Origin of the sequence: Streptomyces sp. NBC_01351, assembly GCF_036237315.1 — a bacterium.
Taxonomy (GTDB): domain Bacteria; phylum Actinomycetota; class Actinomycetes; order Streptomycetales; family Streptomycetaceae; genus Streptomyces.
Genome location: NZ_CP108356.1, coordinates 585,537 through 600,186, shown reverse-complemented (window position 1 = coordinate 600,186; position 14,650 = coordinate 585,537). Strand labels below are relative to the sequence as shown.

Below are 14,650 nucleotides of genomic sequence, written 5' to 3'. Positions count from 1 at the left end.
TGCCGCCGGCGGGCCCTACGCCGGCTGCCGCACGGCCGGCCGGGGCGCGGCGGTCGGCCAGACGAGGAGCGCGGCGGTGGCCGCGCCCAAGGAGACCGCGCCCAGGACGGCGGCGGTGACGGGAAGGCCTGCGCCCGCGGCGAGCCATCCGGCGAGCGGGTAGGTGAGCAGCCAGCAGCCGTGGGACAGCGAGAACTGGGCGGCGAAGGCGGCCGGCAGTTCGGCATCGGAGGCGCAGCCGCGGATCAGGCGCCCGCCCGGGGTGAGCACGGCCGAACCGGCGGCGCCGATGGCGGCCCAGGCGGTCAGCAGCGCGGGCCAGGACCAGGGGCCGGGGGCGGCGGAGGTGAGCGCGCCGACGCCGGCCAGGACCACGGGGAGCGCGAAGGCGGCCGGGAGCATCACGGCCCGGTCGGCGAAGCGGCGCAGCAGGCGGGGGAGGAGCAGCGCGGTGAGCATGGAGCCGGCCCCGTACGCGCCCAGCGCCAGGGAAACGGCGCTCGCGGGCCGCCCCAGGTGGCCCTGGACCAGTACGACGGTGTTCACGAAGACGATCGCTCCGGCGGCGGCGACCGCCAGGTGGAGGGCGAGCAGGGCCCGCAGTCGGGGAGCGGACCAGAACAGGCGGACGCCGTGCGAGGCCCCGGCGCGGACCGCGGCGTTCCGATCGGCTGCCGGGCCCGGGCCGGGGAGGACGGTGGACAGGATCAGGGCGGCGGAGGCGAGGAAGCCGAGGGTCGTCCCGGCGAACAGCCAGTCGTAGGAGACCAGGGTGAGCAGGGCCGCGGCCAGGGCCGGGCTGAACAGGCTCTCGAGGTCGTACGCGAGACGGGTCATCGACAGGGCCCTGGTGTAGTCGCGTTCGGCGGGGAAGAGTGCGGGGATGGTGGCCTGGAAGGCGGGAGTGAACGCCGCCGACGCCGACTGGAGGAGGAAGATCAGGAGGTGGATCTGCCAGATCTCTGTTACGAACGGCAGGCAGAGCGCGATCGCCGCGCGGACGAGGTCCGTCGCGATCAGCAGCGTCCGGCGCGGGATGCGGCGGGCCGCGGCGCAGGCCACGGGGGCGATGGCGACGTAGGCGATCATCTTGATCGCCAGCGCGGTCCCGAGTACCGCCGAGGCGCGGTCGCCGGCCAGGTCGTAGGCGAGCAGGCTCAGTGCGACGGTCGCGAGTCCGGTGCCGGTGAGGGCGACGGCGTGGCCGGTGAACAGGCGGCGGTAGGTGCGGTTGCGCCAGAGGGAGAGCATCGGCCCCGTCCCTGTCGGAGGTGCGGTGTCGGTACGGCGGTTCGCTGGTGGACGTCCATCGTAGCCAACGTGTGCGTACCTATGCACGTGTTAGTGCCCGGGAAACACGGCTGCCCCTCGGGCCTGTCCTCAGTCGTGCGGGGGCAAGGAGTCGAGCTGGTGATCGGCCACGTTCAGCGCCTCGTCCACCAGTCGCCGCAGATGCCCGTGGCGCAGGGCGTAGACGACACGCCGCCCGTCCTTGCGGGCGGTGACGAGCCCGGCCAAGCGGAGTTTCGCGAGGTGCTGGCTGACAGAGGGCCGGGCCGCGCCGCACGCCTCGGTGAGCGTGGTGACGTCCGCCTCGCCCCGGCCGAGCTCATCGAGCAGCGCCAGACGGGTGCGGTCGGAGAGCAGGGCCAGCACGGCCGCGGCGGCCTCCAGCCGGTCACCCCGCTGCTGCGCATCCCGCGCACCTGCCAGGTGCATGCCCTCACTCATGCGCACATCGTAGGGCGCGGGCGTCGGTACGTCCGAACGGAGGGGGGCGGGCCACCTCTTCGAGGGAACCGGGCGGCCCAGGCCATGGCCGCCGGCCGTCGGCTGCCGAAGGAACGGGGGATGGCCCCGGTCGGGGCCGTGCGGTGCTCCGGCTCCGCCGTGTCGTTACGAGGAGAAGTCACATGTTGCGTATGTGGAAGAACGCGGGTCTTGCCCTGGCGGCCGGTCTGGTGGTCATCGGCGGTGCGTCCGTGGCCTCGGCCGACGCCGTCGCCGAGGGCCTCGCGGCGGGCTCGCCGGGCGTGCTGTCCGGCAATGTGGTTCAGGTCCCGGTCCACGTGCCGATCAACCTGTGCGGCAACAGTGTGAACGTGATCGGCCTGATCAACCCGGCCGTCGGCAACACCTGCGTCAACGTCTGACGCCACCGTCACGACTCCCGGCTCGTCCCGGCCCGTGCCACGGCCGGGGCGAGCCGTGCGCGTTCCGGTGGCCGGCGTGGAATGCCGGGGCGCACGCGGAAGTTGATCAGGTCATGACTCAAGGACCTGCACCCCGCGCCCTGTCCGACGGCGACCTCTCCGAACTGCTGGGCACCCAGCGGTTCGGCACCCTCGCCACCAACAAGAGCAGCGGCCATCCCCATCTGACCACCATGCTCTACAGCTGGGACCCGGAAGCCCGCATCGTGCGGTTCTCCACCACCGCAGAACGCATCAAGGTCAAACAGCTCCGGCGCGACCCGCGTGCGTCCGTGCACGTTCCGGGAGGCGACGTATGGTCGTTCGCCGTGGCCGAGGGCGAAGCCGAGGTCTCCGAGATCACGACCACGCCGGGTGATGCGACCGGTCGGGAGCTGCTGGCGATGATTCCCCGGGCCGCGCAGCCGCAGGACGAGGACGCCTTCCTGGAGCAGTTGGTCGCCGAGCGCCGGGTGGTCATCCGGCTGAAGGTGTCCCGGCTGTACGGGACGGCGCTCGACGTCAACGGCTAGCAGGGGGGCTCTACGCGAGCGTCCGCACGCGCTGGTCGCGCAGCTCGTAGCGGGCGGCGACGACGGCCAGTTGGCCCCTGGCGACCTTCGCGGCGATGTCGGGCTCGGCCGCCAGTCTGCGGCGCACGGTGCGTACGTGCGCGTTGATCGTGGCGTCGACGCGGGCGTCCCCGTGCTGGGTGTGGTCTATGGACGGTCGTATCTGGTCGGCCAGGTACTGGATGTGCGCCGGGAGCGGCTCGTTGGTCTCGTCGGCGTGGACGGCCGCGGCGACGGCCCCGCAGGACTGGTGGGCCAGGACGAGCACCAGGGGTACGTGCAGTTCCAGGACCCCGTACGCGATGCTCCCGAGCACGGCCTCGTCCAGTACCTCGCCCGCGGAGCGGACGGTGAGGAGGTCGCCCAGGCCCTGGTCGAAGACCAGCTCCGGGGGGACCCGGGAGTCGACGCAGCCCAGCACGATCGCGAACGGGTTCTGGCCCTCGACGAGCCGGCGGCGCACGTACGCGGACTCGTGCGGGTGTTCCTGGCGGTGCGTGCGCCAGCGCTCGTTGCCCGCCGCCAGCCGGCGCAGCGCCTGCGCCGGGGTGGTGACACGGCCGCTGCTCTCCGCCTCCCACGAGGCGGCGGAGGCGGTGGTGGCGGAGCCGAGGGCGAGTCCGGCGCCGGCCACCGCCGTGCCCGCCACGGCGGTGCGCAGCAGGGTGCGGCGACTGGGGGCGGGGGCGGCTGCGGGGTTTGCGGCAACGGTGGTTCGCGTGTTCGAAGACATGGCGGGACGGTAACCCGGCCGACCCCGGCCGTAGTTGACCGCCCGGACGCAATGGCGTGAACCCCTCGGTGCGGGCCGGATCGGTTCGGGATCCTCTCAGGATGTGGGCAGGCGAGGGCGTGTGACCGTCACGTCACGCCGGGCCCGGCCCTATGCTGCCGAGATGATCAAGTCGATTGAGCTCGTGATATTCGACTGCGACGGGGTCCTCGTCGACAGCGAACGCATAGCGGCGCGCGTACAGGTCGCCCTGGGGGCGGAGTTGGGATGGCCGCTCACCGAACGCGAGGTCGTGGAGCGGTTCATCGGACGCTCCAGTGCCTCGATCCGCGAGCAGATCGCCGCGCGGCTCGGTGACGGCACGGCGGCGATCTGGTCGGAGCGGTTCGAGCAGCTGCACCGCGAGGCGGTGGACGTGGGCCTGTCCCCCGTCGACGGACTGCCCGAGGCGCTCGACGCACTCACCCTGCCGACCTGCGTCGCCTCCAGCGGCTCCCACGCGAAGATGCGCCACACCCTCGGCCGCACCGGCCTCTACGAACGTTTCGCGGGCCGCATCCACAGCGCCACCGAAGTCGCCCGCGGCAAGCCGGCCCCGGACCTGTTCCTGCACACCGCACAGCGGATGGGGGTCGACCCGGAGGCCTGCGCCGTGGTCGAGGACAGCCGCCCCGGCGTTGAGGCCGCCCGAGCCGCGGGCATGCGCGCGTTCGGCTACGCGGGCGGCCTGACCTCGGCCGAACGCCTCGAAGGCGCCGACACGGTCGTGTTCCACGACATGCGCGAGCTGCCGCGTCTCATCGCCGAATCAGGGCGCGTGCGGGCTACTTGAGGGCGGCGAAGGCCTTCGTGAAGGCCAGCGGCTGCTGGAGGATCGAGCTGCACGTGGCGTCCGCGTACGGCACCGCGCCCGACGCGCACTGCTTGTCGCGGGTCGCCGACCACATCGCCAGGCGGCCGATGCCCTTCGACGCCGCGAACTCCACCAGCTGCGTCGCGTCCGAGACGGTGAAGATCTCGCTCGTGACGTCGTTGACCCCGATCATCGGCGTGACGGCCACCGCCTTCCACGCCGCCGCGTCCGACAGCCCGAGGATCCCCTTCAGCTGCGCCTGCGTCGCCGTCGCCGCCTGGATCGCGTACTGGCCCATGTCCCCGCTGTACGCCGGTCCGTAGTCCATCGCCATGATGTTCACGGCGTCGATCCGCACGCCGTTCTTCCGTGCGTCGGCCAGCAGCGCCACGCCCGGCTGGGTGAGGCCCTCCGGCATCACCGGGAGGGTGAACGCCACGTCCAGGCCCGGGTGGGACTTCTGCAGGCGGGCGATGGCCTGGGCCCGGCGTGCGTTGGCCACCGTGTCCGGCAGGGCCGCGCCCTCGACGTCGAAGTCGACCTTCGTGAGCCGGTACTGGTCGATGACCTTGCCGTACGCGGCGGCCAGGTCGTCGACGGTGGCGCAGTTCAGGGCCAGCTCGTGCCCGGCAGCGCCGCCGAAGGAGACCCGGACGTCACCGCCCTTCGCGCGCAGCGCGCCGATCTGGGACGCGACCCGGTCGCTCGCCAGGTCCGTGACCCCGCCCCACAGCGGGGCGCAGCCGCCGCCGGAGGTGATGAAGGCAAGGTGGAACTCCTTCACGCCGGTCTTGGCCGCGGTGTCCACGAGGTCGTAGGCGGGGTACAGCGACGTGTCCACGTACGGGGCGAAACGCGCTCCGGCGAGGCCGCCGCCACCGGTGGGGGGAGGGGTGGTGGGGGCCGTGGGGGCCGGCGTCGGGGGTGCGGTCTTCGTCGGCGCGGGGGACGTGGCCGTCGCCGACGGGGTCGCGGTGGCGGTGGGGCGGGCGGTGGGGCGACCGCTCGGCTGGGCCGTCGCGCCCTGGTCCACCGAGCACTTCAGGCCGTTGATCCGGCAGCCGGTCGGGTCGCCGGGGGCGCCCGTACCGCTCGCGACGAAGCCGACGGTGACCGAGGCACCCGCGGCCAGTTCCCGGTTCCAGCTCGCCGGCTTCACGGTGACGCGCCGCCCCTCGACCGTGTGGGTGCCGTTCCAGAGGGATTCGATCCTCGCGCCCGCCGGCAGGTCGAACTGGAGCGTCCAACCCGCCTGCGCCTGGCCGGTGTTGTTGGTGATGACGTACTGGCCGGTGTAACCACCGCCCCACGCACTGGACTTCGTGTACACGGCGCCGACGGAGCCGGCCTGGGCCGTCCCGGCGAACACGAACGCCGCCCCGCCGATCACCGCCGCCGCGACGATCGCTCCCGTGACCTTCGCCCTGCGGCTCGTCCTGCGCCGGTGCCCGACTGTGTTGCCCATCGCGTGCCTGCCTCTGTGTTACCGGTGAGTTGGGGGTGCGGCAGCACGCTAGCCGCCCCGAAACGGACATTCGTTCGCTTCGGGGCAGTGCCTCAGAGGCTTAGGTTCCGCTTAAGGAAGTGAAAGGCAGGTGTTAAGGCTCAGCCGTGCGTTGCGTCGATGACGCAGAAACGATTTCCCTCGGTGTCGGCCAGCACCACGAAATCGGGGTCCTCGGGGTACGAGTCCCAGTCGACGTGCCGGGCCCCCAGCGCCACCAGCCGCGCCACCTCCGCCTTCTGCTCCGCCGCGTCCGCCGCGTACAGGTCGATGTGCACGCGCGGCCGCTCCTGTACGGGACTCACGCTCCGCCCCAGGGCCAGCTCCGGCCCGCTGCCGCCTTCGGCGGGGACCAGGACGGTCCAGCGCTCGTCCACCTCGCCGCCGCGCGGTACGTACTCCAGCGCCCGGCCCCAGAATTCAACGGCCCGCCGCACGTCCGCGGCTCCCATGACGATCGTTCGGATGCTCAGCATGATCCGATTCTGGCGCACGCCACGGACGCGCGAGCCGCTCGATCGCCACCATCGCGGCATCGTCGCCGAGGGTGCTGCCGACCACGTGGGCCAGCAGGTCGGCGCGGAGGTGGTCCAGGACGGCTCGGGGGTGCAGGCCGGTCCAGGCGGCCACGCGCTCGGTGAGGGGGTAGAAGTCCCCGGCCCGGTCGCGCGCCTCCAGCACGCCGTCCGTGTAGAGGAGCAGGACGTCGCCCGGCGCGAAGTCGAAGGTCTGCACGGTGACCGCGCCGTCCACGAGCCCGGCGAGGCCCAGCGGCGGCGACGGCTGGGTCACTTCGAGGGGAACGACGTGGCCGTCGCGCAGGAGGAGCAGCGGCGGCGGATGGCCGCAGCTGACGAGGTGCAGCACCGGCTCGTCGTCGGGGATGTCCAGGACGGCCGCCGTGGTGAAGCCCTCGTCCTCACCCGAGCCCTCACCCGAGCCCGGGCCTGAGTCCCAGTCCCGAGGCGGATCCTCGCCCATGTCCTCGTCCAGGCCCGTGACGTCGTACAGGTCGGGGGCGACCGCCCCCTCCAGGTAGTTCACCAGCCCCCGCAGATCCGCCTCCTGGTGCGCGGCGGCCCGGAAGGCGCCGAGGACCAGGGCGGCCTCCCCGACCGCGTCCAGGCCCTTGCCGCGGACGTCGCCGATGATCAGCCGCGTACTGGTGGCCGTACGGGCGGCGGCGTACAGGTCGCCGCCGATCTGGGCCTCGGCGGCGGCCGCCAGGTAGACGGAGGCGATGCGCAGCGGGCCGATCCGGTCGCGCAGCGGCCGCAGGACCACCTGCTGGGCGGTCTCGGCCACCGAGCGCAGCTGGATCAGCTCCTTCTCGTGCACCTCGCGCAGGTGGGCGAACAGGGTCACGAACACCGAGATCATGATGAGGGCGATGATCTGGAACGTGTGGTTCAGGTCGGTCAGGGTGGTGCGGGCCATCGCGACCACCGCCTGGGCGAGGACGGCGACCAGGCCGACGAAACCGGTCATCCGGGGACCGCGGAACGAGGCCGTGACGGCGGGCGCCGCCACCAGGAACGGACCGAGGTGCACATCGGGCGGGGCCAGGATGTCGACCACGGTCACGACGGCGATCAGCGCGAACGGAACCGCCAGCTGCGCGTGGCGCACCTGCCGGGATCGTTCCTGGGACGTGCGCGGCGGCCGAAGGTCCATCACACCTGAATACACCGCGAGGCCGCCCGGATCCGCCACGCGAGGCCGTCGGCCCCGTTCCTTCTCGGCGCGCGGGAAACCCGGCCTGATCAGGGAGGAGCGGCCTACGGGCGGCGGGGCGGCTTGCCGCGCTTGGCGGTCTTCGCGCCCTTGGGGCTCGCGGAGCCGCCGCGCGGGTTCTTGGCCCCCGACTTGCCGCCGGACTTGCCGCCCGCCGCGGGCTTCCGCTTCGCCGCGTCGCCCCGCTTGGCCTTCGGCTGCGGTGGCGTCGGCGTGCGGCCGCGCGTGCTGTTGACCGTACGGCCGCGGACGATGCCGATGAACTCCTCGACCAGGTCGGGGGTGGTGTCGGCCTGCGGCCACGACAGCGCGACGCGCGACTCCGGCGCGTCCGTGACGGGCCGGTACGTGAGGTCCTTGCGGTGGTGGAGGCGGGCCAGGGACTGCGGGACGACGAGGACGCCGATGCCCGCCGCCACCAGCTCGATGGCGTCCTCGGTCGTGGCGGGGCGCTCGAAGGCGGGCCGGCCCGGCAGCTTCTCCCAGTCGAGGGTGTCGTCGAGGGGGTGCAGCACGATCTCGTCGGCGAGGTCCGCCGTGGCGATCTCCTCGACCGCGGCCACGAGGTGGTCCTTGGGGATCACGACCACGGTGGTCTCGGTGTAGAGGGGGATGGCGCTGAGATCCGTACGGTCGACCGGCAGCCGGACGAAGCCCGCGTCGGCGGATCCGCCGCGCAACGCGCCGAACGCCTCGGCGGGGGACACCTGGACGAGGGTCAACGGGATGTCGGGCAGCCGCTCGTTCCAGATCCGTACCCACTTGGTGGGGGTCACGCCCGGTACATAGGCGAGACGGAACGAATGGGGTACTTCCGAGCCTGTCACCCCGCCAGGTTACCGGTCGTGGTCGGAGGTAGTGCACACGCTCGATACTCTTGACACCATGACGTCGCACCAGAACACCCAGACGATGAAGCCCGCGACCGCGGCGAAGAAGCTGGGCGTGTACCTCGAGGCCACCCCCGCAGAGTTCCAGGAGGGTGTCGTCTCGCGCAGTGAATTGAGTGCGCTCCAGGCCGAGCCGCCCCAGTGGCTGCAGGATCTGCGGGCCAACGGCCCGCACCCCCGCCCGGTGGTCGCGTCGAAGCTGGGCGTCTCCATCGCGGGCCTCGCCCGCGGCGGGGTCACCGAGCCCCTCACCACCGAGCAGATCGAGGCCCTGAAGCAGGAGTCTCCCGAGTGGCTGCAGCGCGAGCGCGCCACGCAGGCCGACGTGCGCAAGGAAGCGGTCCGCATCAAGGAGATGCAGGCCGAGAAGGCCCAGAAGGCAGAGAAGGCAGAGAAGCCCGGCGGTTCGCGCTCCTGATCCGCGGCCCTCGCCGACCCGTCCCGTCAGGCCCGGCTTCCCCACGGGGAAGCCGGGCCTGACGGCTTTCGTGCCCTCGGTCCGGCATTACCCGGGAGGTAATCGATCTTCCCCGAGCTTCCCGGCAGGGTTGGTCCCACCCGGTCCGGGCGAGGGCGCGGACCACACGGGGGACCGAGGAAGAGCGTGCCGAGATGGTGGCTGAGCAGCAGCAGGGTCAGGGGCAGCAGCAGGAGCGGACGGAGCGGGCCGGGGCGGGCCGCACGGGCGGGTCCGGCCGCCTCAGGGTCACGGTCGCGGTGGCCGTGGTCGCCGCCGGGCTGGCCTTCGGTGGGGTGACGGCCACCACCGCCCACCCCGCCCAGGACGCCGGGCGCTCCCCGCAGGGCGCGTGCGCCGAGGTACGGGACAAGGTCGAGCGGCTGGAGGGCCGGATCACCCCCAACGCCTGCGCGTTCATGAAGCGGCAGATCGCCTTCGGCGAGATGCCCACCGGGACCCCGCCGGGGCCCGGCGAGCTCAGCCACCCGAGGGTTCGGGCCTACCTCGACATCTTCGACGAGGAGGCGACCCTCTGGGAGGCGGGCGGTGCCCCGCAGCGCGGCCGGACGACGATCGGCAACTCGATCACCGGCTCCCTCCGGCTCGTCCCCGACCTGCGGTACACCGGCACCGAGGTGGTGGCCGACGGGGCGGTGATGATGTTCGGCCAGCGCAACGAGGTCACGGTCAAGGGACACGAGGTCAGCTACCCCCAGATCGCCCGCAACGTGCTCTCCGACGACGGCAAGACCATTCAGGCTCGGCGCTACTACGACCGCCACGCGCTCTTCGCGCCCATCGCCCCGGAATTGCGCCCCCTCTTCGAGGGCATCGCCGACGCCGGCCCCGCCACCGGCGGCCGGGCGCCGGAGCGCTTCCGGTCCGAGGAGCTCACGGCCCGGCTCGCGGCCTGGAACGGCGAGGACGCGTCCGCGCTGACCGCCCGGACGGGCAGTGCCGGGCTGACCGGCCCGGGACTTGCCCGCCCGCTGACCACCACGGCGGGCAAGACCGCCTACCTCCAGCGGTTCTTCGAGCGCGCGGACGTGAAGCTGCAGGCGGGCCAGGTCGCCTTCGGCGGGGAGACCGCCTACGTGGAGTGGCACGGCAAGGTGACCGGCCTCGAGGGCGTGGACGCGAACGGCCCCCGGGAGGTGGACATCCCCTTCGGGATCGTCGAGCGGTTCGGCCCCCACGGCGAGTGGGAGGTCTACTTCGACACGCTCCCGCTGATCGCGGACAAGGAGCAGATCGGCGCGCTGTACCAGCGGCTGGCCCAGCCCTGAGGCCGGGCCGCCCCCGGATCAGCCCTCGCCCTCGCCGTCGCCCTTGCCCTCGCCGGCCGTCAGCCGGCGCAGGGCCCGGTCGAGCCGGGCCTGCCGGGTCCCGGGCGTGAGGGCCTGGAGCAGCGGCAGGATCACCTGGTAGCGCGCGGACTTGTCGAGTGCCTCGAACACCCGCTTCGCCTCGGGGTGTGCGGCGAGCTCCGCCGCGAGGTCGGGCGGCACGGCCGCCGTGCTCTGCGCCTCGTACGCCGCCGTCCACCGGCCGTCCGCCTGCGCCCTGCGCACCTCGGCCAGCCCCGGTTCGCGCATGCGCCCCGCCGCCGTCAGCGCCGCGACCTTGTCGACGTTGACCTGCGACCACAGGCTCCTGGGGCGGCGCGGCACGTACTTCTGGAGGTAGTACCGCTCGTCGAGCGACCGTCGCTGTCCGGAGATCCAGCCGTAGCACAGCCCGATGTCGACGAGCTCGTCCTCGGTGACGGTCGGAATGCCGGACTTCTTCTTCGCCACCTTGATCCACACGCCCGCGTGGCGCTCGTGGTGTTCGGCGAGCCAGGTCTCGAAGGCCTCGCCGTCCGTGAAGGCGATGATCTCCACTCCGTCAAGATCGTCCATCCGGCCAGGCTATAGCCCCCGGCCGCTCGCGAGGGCAGGGACTGTCGACCCGGCCGGGCCCGGGCAGCGCAGGGCATCGGCGGTCACCGGGGCGCCCTCGGCAGTGTTGCGGTCGTAGGTGACGGTCTTGACCACGGCGGGCCGCGTGCCCACGAGGACGTCGAAGGCCTTGTCGTGGTCCGCGACGGCCCGCAGGCGAGCGCCGGGCAACGCGGCCGCGAGGGTGGCCGCGTCCGCTTCCCGGCCGGGAGCGTGGCTGATCACGGGAGGCCCTTCGTGGCGTACGGTCGGTGCGGACGGCGAGGTGTCGGTGACCAGGAACCCGCTGCGGCCTAGCGCCTCGGCGACGGTCGCGTCGTCCACGCGAACCGCGATCGAGGCGGGATTCGTTCCGGCCGGTGTCTCCGGTACGGGCTGGATGCGGGTGTCGCCCGTGATGGGGCGGTCGGCGCCCAGAGCGCTCCACAGCGCGGCGGAGCGGGCCTCGTCCCACAGCAGGGTGGAACCCACTCCGGGTACGCGGTGATCGAAGATCCGGATCGGGACGGTGGCGAACTCGGTGTCCGCCGGCCGCAGACGGCCCAGGACCAGGCCGATGCGGACCAAGTCGAGCAAGCCCGTCCGCTCGTCCGTGCGTACGGACTTCAGCAGGGTCCGGACCGTGCGCATCGCGCCGGCCGGGTGGGCCAGGGCGCCCTCGGCGGTGAGACGGGCCAGCAGGTCGTTCACCAGGCGCTGCTGGCGGCGGACACGGCCGAGGTCGCCGGGCCGTTCGACGTGCCGGGCCCGGGCGTAGCGCAGTGCTCCGTTGCCGTCCGCGCGATGGACGCCGGCGGCGATGTCGAGTCCGGAGCCGTCGTCCTGGAGGGGCTTGTCCGTGCACACGGTCGCGCCGCCGAGGTCGTTGACCGCCCGCTCGAATCCGGTGAACCCGGTCTCCAGGTAGTGGTCGATGTGGAGACCGGTGGCCTTCTCGACGGTCCGGACGCTGAGCGGGCCGGCGCCGAGGGCGAACGCCCCGTTGATCTTCCCGAGGCGGGCGGGCCCGGGGGCGGCGGGCGGGGCCGTCAGATCGGCGTACTGCACGTAGGAGTCGCGGGGAATGGAGACGATGCTCGCGCGCCGCTCGTCCTCGGAAAGGTGTACGAGCATCATCACGTCGGTGCAGTTGCAGCCCTTGCCGCCCACGTGGAGACGGCGCTTCTCGGCGGCGGACAGGCCCGCGCGGCTGTCGATGCCGACGACGAGGATGTTCGTACCCCGTCCGCCGACGTGTGCCCCGCGCTCGGCGGAGAGGGCTTGCGAACCCGCGTAGGAGCCCCCGGCGAGGGTGGCGAGCAGCGTGAGGGCAACGGTGAATCGACGCATCACACATCCCCGGAAATCGTGCCAAAAGGTGCAGATCGTGACGGTACCGCCGGGGTGCGCACACGCAGGGCACCACGCGCCGGAAGCCGCGTCCGTGTCCCCCTCATCGGCGGTGGCCGCAGGCGAACACGGCGAACGCGGCCGGGTGCCACGGTGACTCCTGATCCCCGTGGCGGCTCGACCGCGCTCGCGACGTGTGCGGACCCGCACGGCCGCCGCCGCAGCAGTGTGCCGGTCCGCGGAACCAGCCGATCCGTACCCCTGTGACAGACCGGTGATCCTCGTCTTGCTACGAGCCTAGGGCCGGTCCGCGGCCCGGTGTGTGCATCGCGCGCACGGTCTTTTGATCATGCGTGCAACTGCTGTGACCGGCCTGTCTGCGCAGCTCGGTCGGGGTCAGTCCGTAGGCCTCGCGGAATGCGCGGCTGAAGACGGCGGCGTTGGTGAAGCCCCAGCGGGCGGCGATCGCGTGGACGGGCCGCGCGTGTCCTCCCGGGCGGACCAGCTCCGCGGCGCAGCGCTCCAGCCGACGGCGGCGTACGGACGCCGCGACGCTCTCCGGCTGCCCCCGGAAGAGCAGGTGCAGGCGACGCAGCGAAATGTGGTGGCGGCTGGCGATGGCCTGCGGAGTCAGCTCCGTGCTGTCGAGGTTGTCGTCGATGAAGGCGTTGATCCGCTCCCGCAGGGCCTGGTCGCGGACCTCGCCGGACAGGGCGTCGTACGCGTCGACGTGCTGGGCCAGGCAGGCGGTGGCCAGGTCGAGGGCGATCGTGCCGAGCCGGGCCAGCTCGTGTGGGCCGCACTCCGCGGCGTGCGCGCCCAGCGTGCCGATGAACCGGCTGAGGATCGCGCCCATCCCGCGCTCGCCGGGGATCCGCTGGGCGAGCAGCCGCTCGACCTTTCCCGCGGGCAGCGGCAGCGCGGACTTGGGGAGCTGGAGGATGACGGCCCGCACCATCTCGCCGACCCCGGACGGGGCGCCGGCCTCCCAGGGGTACGAGGTGTCCCACAGCATCATGTCGCCGACGACCAGCCCCGATTCGTTGCGGCGCTGGGACATCCACATCGGACTCCTCGTCACGAGCCCCAACTGGTACTGCTCCGGGTCGCCCTGCCGGATGAGCGCCGGGGTGCGGCGCGAGAGCAGGGGCGAGTAGGAGAACGCCGACACCTGCACCGCCGGGCCCAGGCTCGCCACGGAGACCTCCGCGCGGAAGGAGCCCGGATCCTCGACGCTGATCGACACGGGCTCCAGCGTGTTGGCGACCATGTCGGAGAACCACTCGAACCTGTCCGCGGCCGGCACGGCGGCGGAGGACATCGACGACCACATCTCTCGCTACTCCCTGAACGGCATCCCGGCCACCCCAAGCATGGCGGACCCCGCCCCGTCCCGGCTGGGCCGGCCGCCGCGTCCCGCTGGCGGCACCGCGGTCGGTGGGGTCCGCTGGAGGGGTGAGTGATCTTCCTGGGCGTGGCTGGTGGGCCGACCTTCCGCCGGCGGCGGGAGCCGCCGTCATGGCCGCCGGCATCCTCTCCGTCGGCCTGCACCTGACCGGGCACGAGGCCCTGTCGCTGGTGGCGCTGGCCGTCGCCGGCGCGCTGTGGCTGGTGCTGGCCGCCGATTTCGCCGCCCGGCTGCTGGGCGACCGACGGCGGTTCCGCGCGGAGGCCGACACCCCGGCCGCCCTCACCGCCGTGGCCGCCACCACCGTGCTGGGCACCCGGCTCACCGCGCTCGGCTGGCAGACCGTGGCCGCGGCGCTGCTCGGACTGGCCGTAGTGCTCTGGCCCGTGCTGACGCTGCACGTCGTACGGCACTGGCGGCGGCGCATGCCCGGGGTGGCCTTCCTGGTGTGCGTGGCCACCCAGGGGATCGCCGTCCTCGCCGCGGTCCTCGCCGATGCGGGGCACCACGAGTGGCTGGCCGAGGCGGCGCTGGTCTTCTTCGTCCTCGGGCTCCTCCTCTACCTCGCGGCCCTGCTCCGCTTCGACCTGCGGGAAGTGGAGGGCGGTGCGGGTGACCACTGGGTGGCGGGCGGGGCGCTGTCCATCTCCGCGCTCGCCGGTTCCAAGCTCACCGCGTCCCCCGTGTGGACCGGCGCCGCGCACACGGCCCTGCGTACCGTCACGCTGATCGTGCTCGCCCTGTCCCTCGTCTGGTACGTCGTCCTCCTCGGCGCCGAACTGCGCCACCCCCGGCCGCGCTACGACATCCGCCGCTGGTCCACCGTCTTCCCGCTCGGCATGACGGCCGCCGCCTGCCTCTCCGTGGCGGACCCGGCGGGCATCGCGTGGCTGCGTCCGCTGGGCGAGGTACTGCTCTGGATCGCGGTGGCCGCCTGCCTGCTCACCTGCGCCGCCATGCTGGCCTCCCACCGCCGACCCGACCGCCCGCCCGAACGCCCATCCGGCACGGGAGCAACGCCCTCATGACGGCGCC

At 72.9% G+C, this 14,650-nt stretch carries 17 protein-coding genes; 7 read left to right on the top strand and 10 right to left on the bottom strand.

Annotated elements, in window-relative coordinates:
- Positions 1–15: 15 nt before the first annotated feature.
- Together OG625_RS02960 and OG625_RS02955 are read right to left on the bottom strand one after the other, a co-directional pair.
- Positions 16–1,251 (bottom strand): MFS transporter, encoded by a 1,236-nt coding sequence (locus tag OG625_RS02960; protein ID WP_329376493.1) that lies wholly within the window; start codon positions 1,249–1,251, stop codon positions 16–18.
- 129 nt (positions 1,252–1,380) lie between these two features.
- Positions 1,381–1,731: an ArsR/SmtB family transcription factor gene (locus tag OG625_RS02955; RefSeq protein ID WP_329376492.1), complete on the bottom strand. Its 351-nt coding sequence runs from the start codon at positions 1,729–1,731 to the stop codon at positions 1,381–1,383.
- Between the two features lie 182 nt (positions 1,732–1,913).
- Between OG625_RS02955 and OG625_RS02950 the strand changes: the two genes are divergently transcribed.
- Entirely contained in the window at positions 1,914–2,153 is a 240-nt protein-coding gene (locus OG625_RS02950) for a chaplin (protein ID WP_329376491.1), read from the top strand.
- A gap of 113 nt (positions 2,154–2,266) precedes the next feature.
- Positions 2,267–2,725 (top strand): TIGR03618 family F420-dependent PPOX class oxidoreductase, encoded by a 459-nt coding sequence (locus tag OG625_RS02945; protein WP_329376490.1) that lies wholly within the window; start codon positions 2,267–2,269, stop codon positions 2,723–2,725.
- Positions 2,726–2,735: 10 nt separating this feature from the next.
- On the opposite strand, the gene OG625_RS02940 is transcribed toward OG625_RS02945, so the two are convergent.
- On the bottom strand, positions 2,736–3,497 hold the full coding sequence (locus tag OG625_RS02940) for a carbonic anhydrase (protein WP_329376489.1): 762 nt from the start codon (positions 3,495–3,497) through the stop codon (positions 2,736–2,738).
- Positions 3,498–3,660: 163 nt separating this feature from the next.
- Between OG625_RS02940 and OG625_RS02935 the strand changes: the two genes are divergently transcribed.
- The gene (locus tag OG625_RS02935) at positions 3,661–4,329 is read left to right on the top strand and encodes an HAD family hydrolase (RefSeq protein ID WP_329376488.1); all 669 of its coding nucleotides are present in this window, start codon (positions 3,661–3,663) and stop codon (positions 4,327–4,329) included.
- On the opposite strand, the gene OG625_RS02930 is transcribed toward OG625_RS02935, so the two are convergent.
- The 4 genes from OG625_RS02930 to OG625_RS02915 all read right to left on the bottom strand — a co-directional run bounded on the left by OG625_RS02930 (position 4,322) and on the right by OG625_RS02915 (position 8,415).
- Positions 4,322–5,815: a glycoside hydrolase family 18 protein gene (locus tag OG625_RS02930; RefSeq protein WP_329376487.1), complete on the bottom strand. Its 1,494-nt coding sequence runs from the start codon at positions 5,813–5,815 to the stop codon at positions 4,322–4,324. The genes OG625_RS02935 and OG625_RS02930 overlap by 8 nt on opposite strands.
- Positions 5,816–5,955: 140 nt before the next feature.
- The gene (locus OG625_RS02925; RefSeq protein WP_329376486.1) at positions 5,956–6,330 is read right to left on the bottom strand and encodes a VOC family protein; all 375 of its coding nucleotides are present in this window, start codon (positions 6,328–6,330) and stop codon (positions 5,956–5,958) included.
- Entirely contained in the window at positions 6,275–7,528 is a 1,254-nt protein-coding gene (locus OG625_RS02920) for a PP2C family protein-serine/threonine phosphatase (protein ID WP_329376485.1), read from the bottom strand. The genes OG625_RS02925 and OG625_RS02920 overlap by 56 nt, the downstream gene beginning before the upstream one ends.
- A 104-nt stretch (positions 7,529–7,632) precedes the next feature.
- Positions 7,633–8,415 carry a LysR family substrate-binding domain-containing protein gene (locus OG625_RS02915; protein ID WP_329376484.1) on the bottom strand — a complete coding sequence of 261 codons (783 nt, stop codon included), beginning with the start codon at positions 8,413–8,415 and terminating at the stop codon, positions 7,633–7,635.
- Between the two features lie 58 nt (positions 8,416–8,473).
- Here OG625_RS02915 and OG625_RS02910 point away from each other — a divergent pair, with 58 nt between their 5' ends.
- Positions 8,474–8,896 (top strand): DUF5997 family protein, encoded by a 423-nt coding sequence (locus OG625_RS02910; RefSeq protein WP_329376483.1) that lies wholly within the window; start codon positions 8,474–8,476, stop codon positions 8,894–8,896.
- Positions 8,897–9,090: 194 nt separating this feature from the next.
- Positions 9,091–10,224, top strand: a complete 1,134-nt coding sequence (locus tag OG625_RS02905; RefSeq protein WP_329376482.1) for a hypothetical protein — start codon at positions 9,091–9,093, stop codon at positions 10,222–10,224.
- Positions 10,225–10,242: 18 nt separating this feature from the next.
- On the opposite strand, the gene OG625_RS02900 is transcribed toward OG625_RS02905, so the two are convergent.
- From OG625_RS02900 to OG625_RS02890, 3 genes are all read right to left on the bottom strand, one after another.
- Positions 10,243–10,839 (bottom strand): YdeI/OmpD-associated family protein, encoded by a 597-nt coding sequence (locus OG625_RS02900; protein ID WP_329376481.1) that lies wholly within the window; start codon positions 10,837–10,839, stop codon positions 10,243–10,245.
- Between the two features lie 9 nt (positions 10,840–10,848).
- Positions 10,849–12,207, bottom strand: a complete 1,359-nt coding sequence (locus OG625_RS02895) for an LCP family protein (protein ID WP_329376480.1) — start codon at positions 12,205–12,207, stop codon at positions 10,849–10,851.
- Between the two features lie 289 nt (positions 12,208–12,496).
- Positions 12,497–13,477 (bottom strand): helix-turn-helix domain-containing protein, encoded by a 981-nt coding sequence (locus OG625_RS02890; RefSeq protein WP_329376479.1) that lies wholly within the window; start codon positions 13,475–13,477, stop codon positions 12,497–12,499.
- On the opposite strand from OG625_RS02890, the gene OG625_RS02885 reads away from it, so the two are divergent.
- Positions 13,476–13,670, top strand: coding sequence for a hypothetical protein (locus OG625_RS02885; RefSeq protein WP_329376478.1), 195 nt, complete (start codon positions 13,476–13,478; stop codon positions 13,668–13,670). The two genes, OG625_RS02890 and OG625_RS02885, sit on opposite strands and share 2 nt — an antisense overlap.
- Positions 13,663–14,643 (top strand): tellurite resistance/C4-dicarboxylate transporter family protein, encoded by a 981-nt coding sequence (locus OG625_RS02880; protein WP_329376477.1) that lies wholly within the window; start codon positions 13,663–13,665, stop codon positions 14,641–14,643. Before OG625_RS02885 ends, OG625_RS02880 begins: the two co-directional genes overlap by 8 nt.
- Positions 14,644–14,650 lie beyond the last annotated feature (7 nt).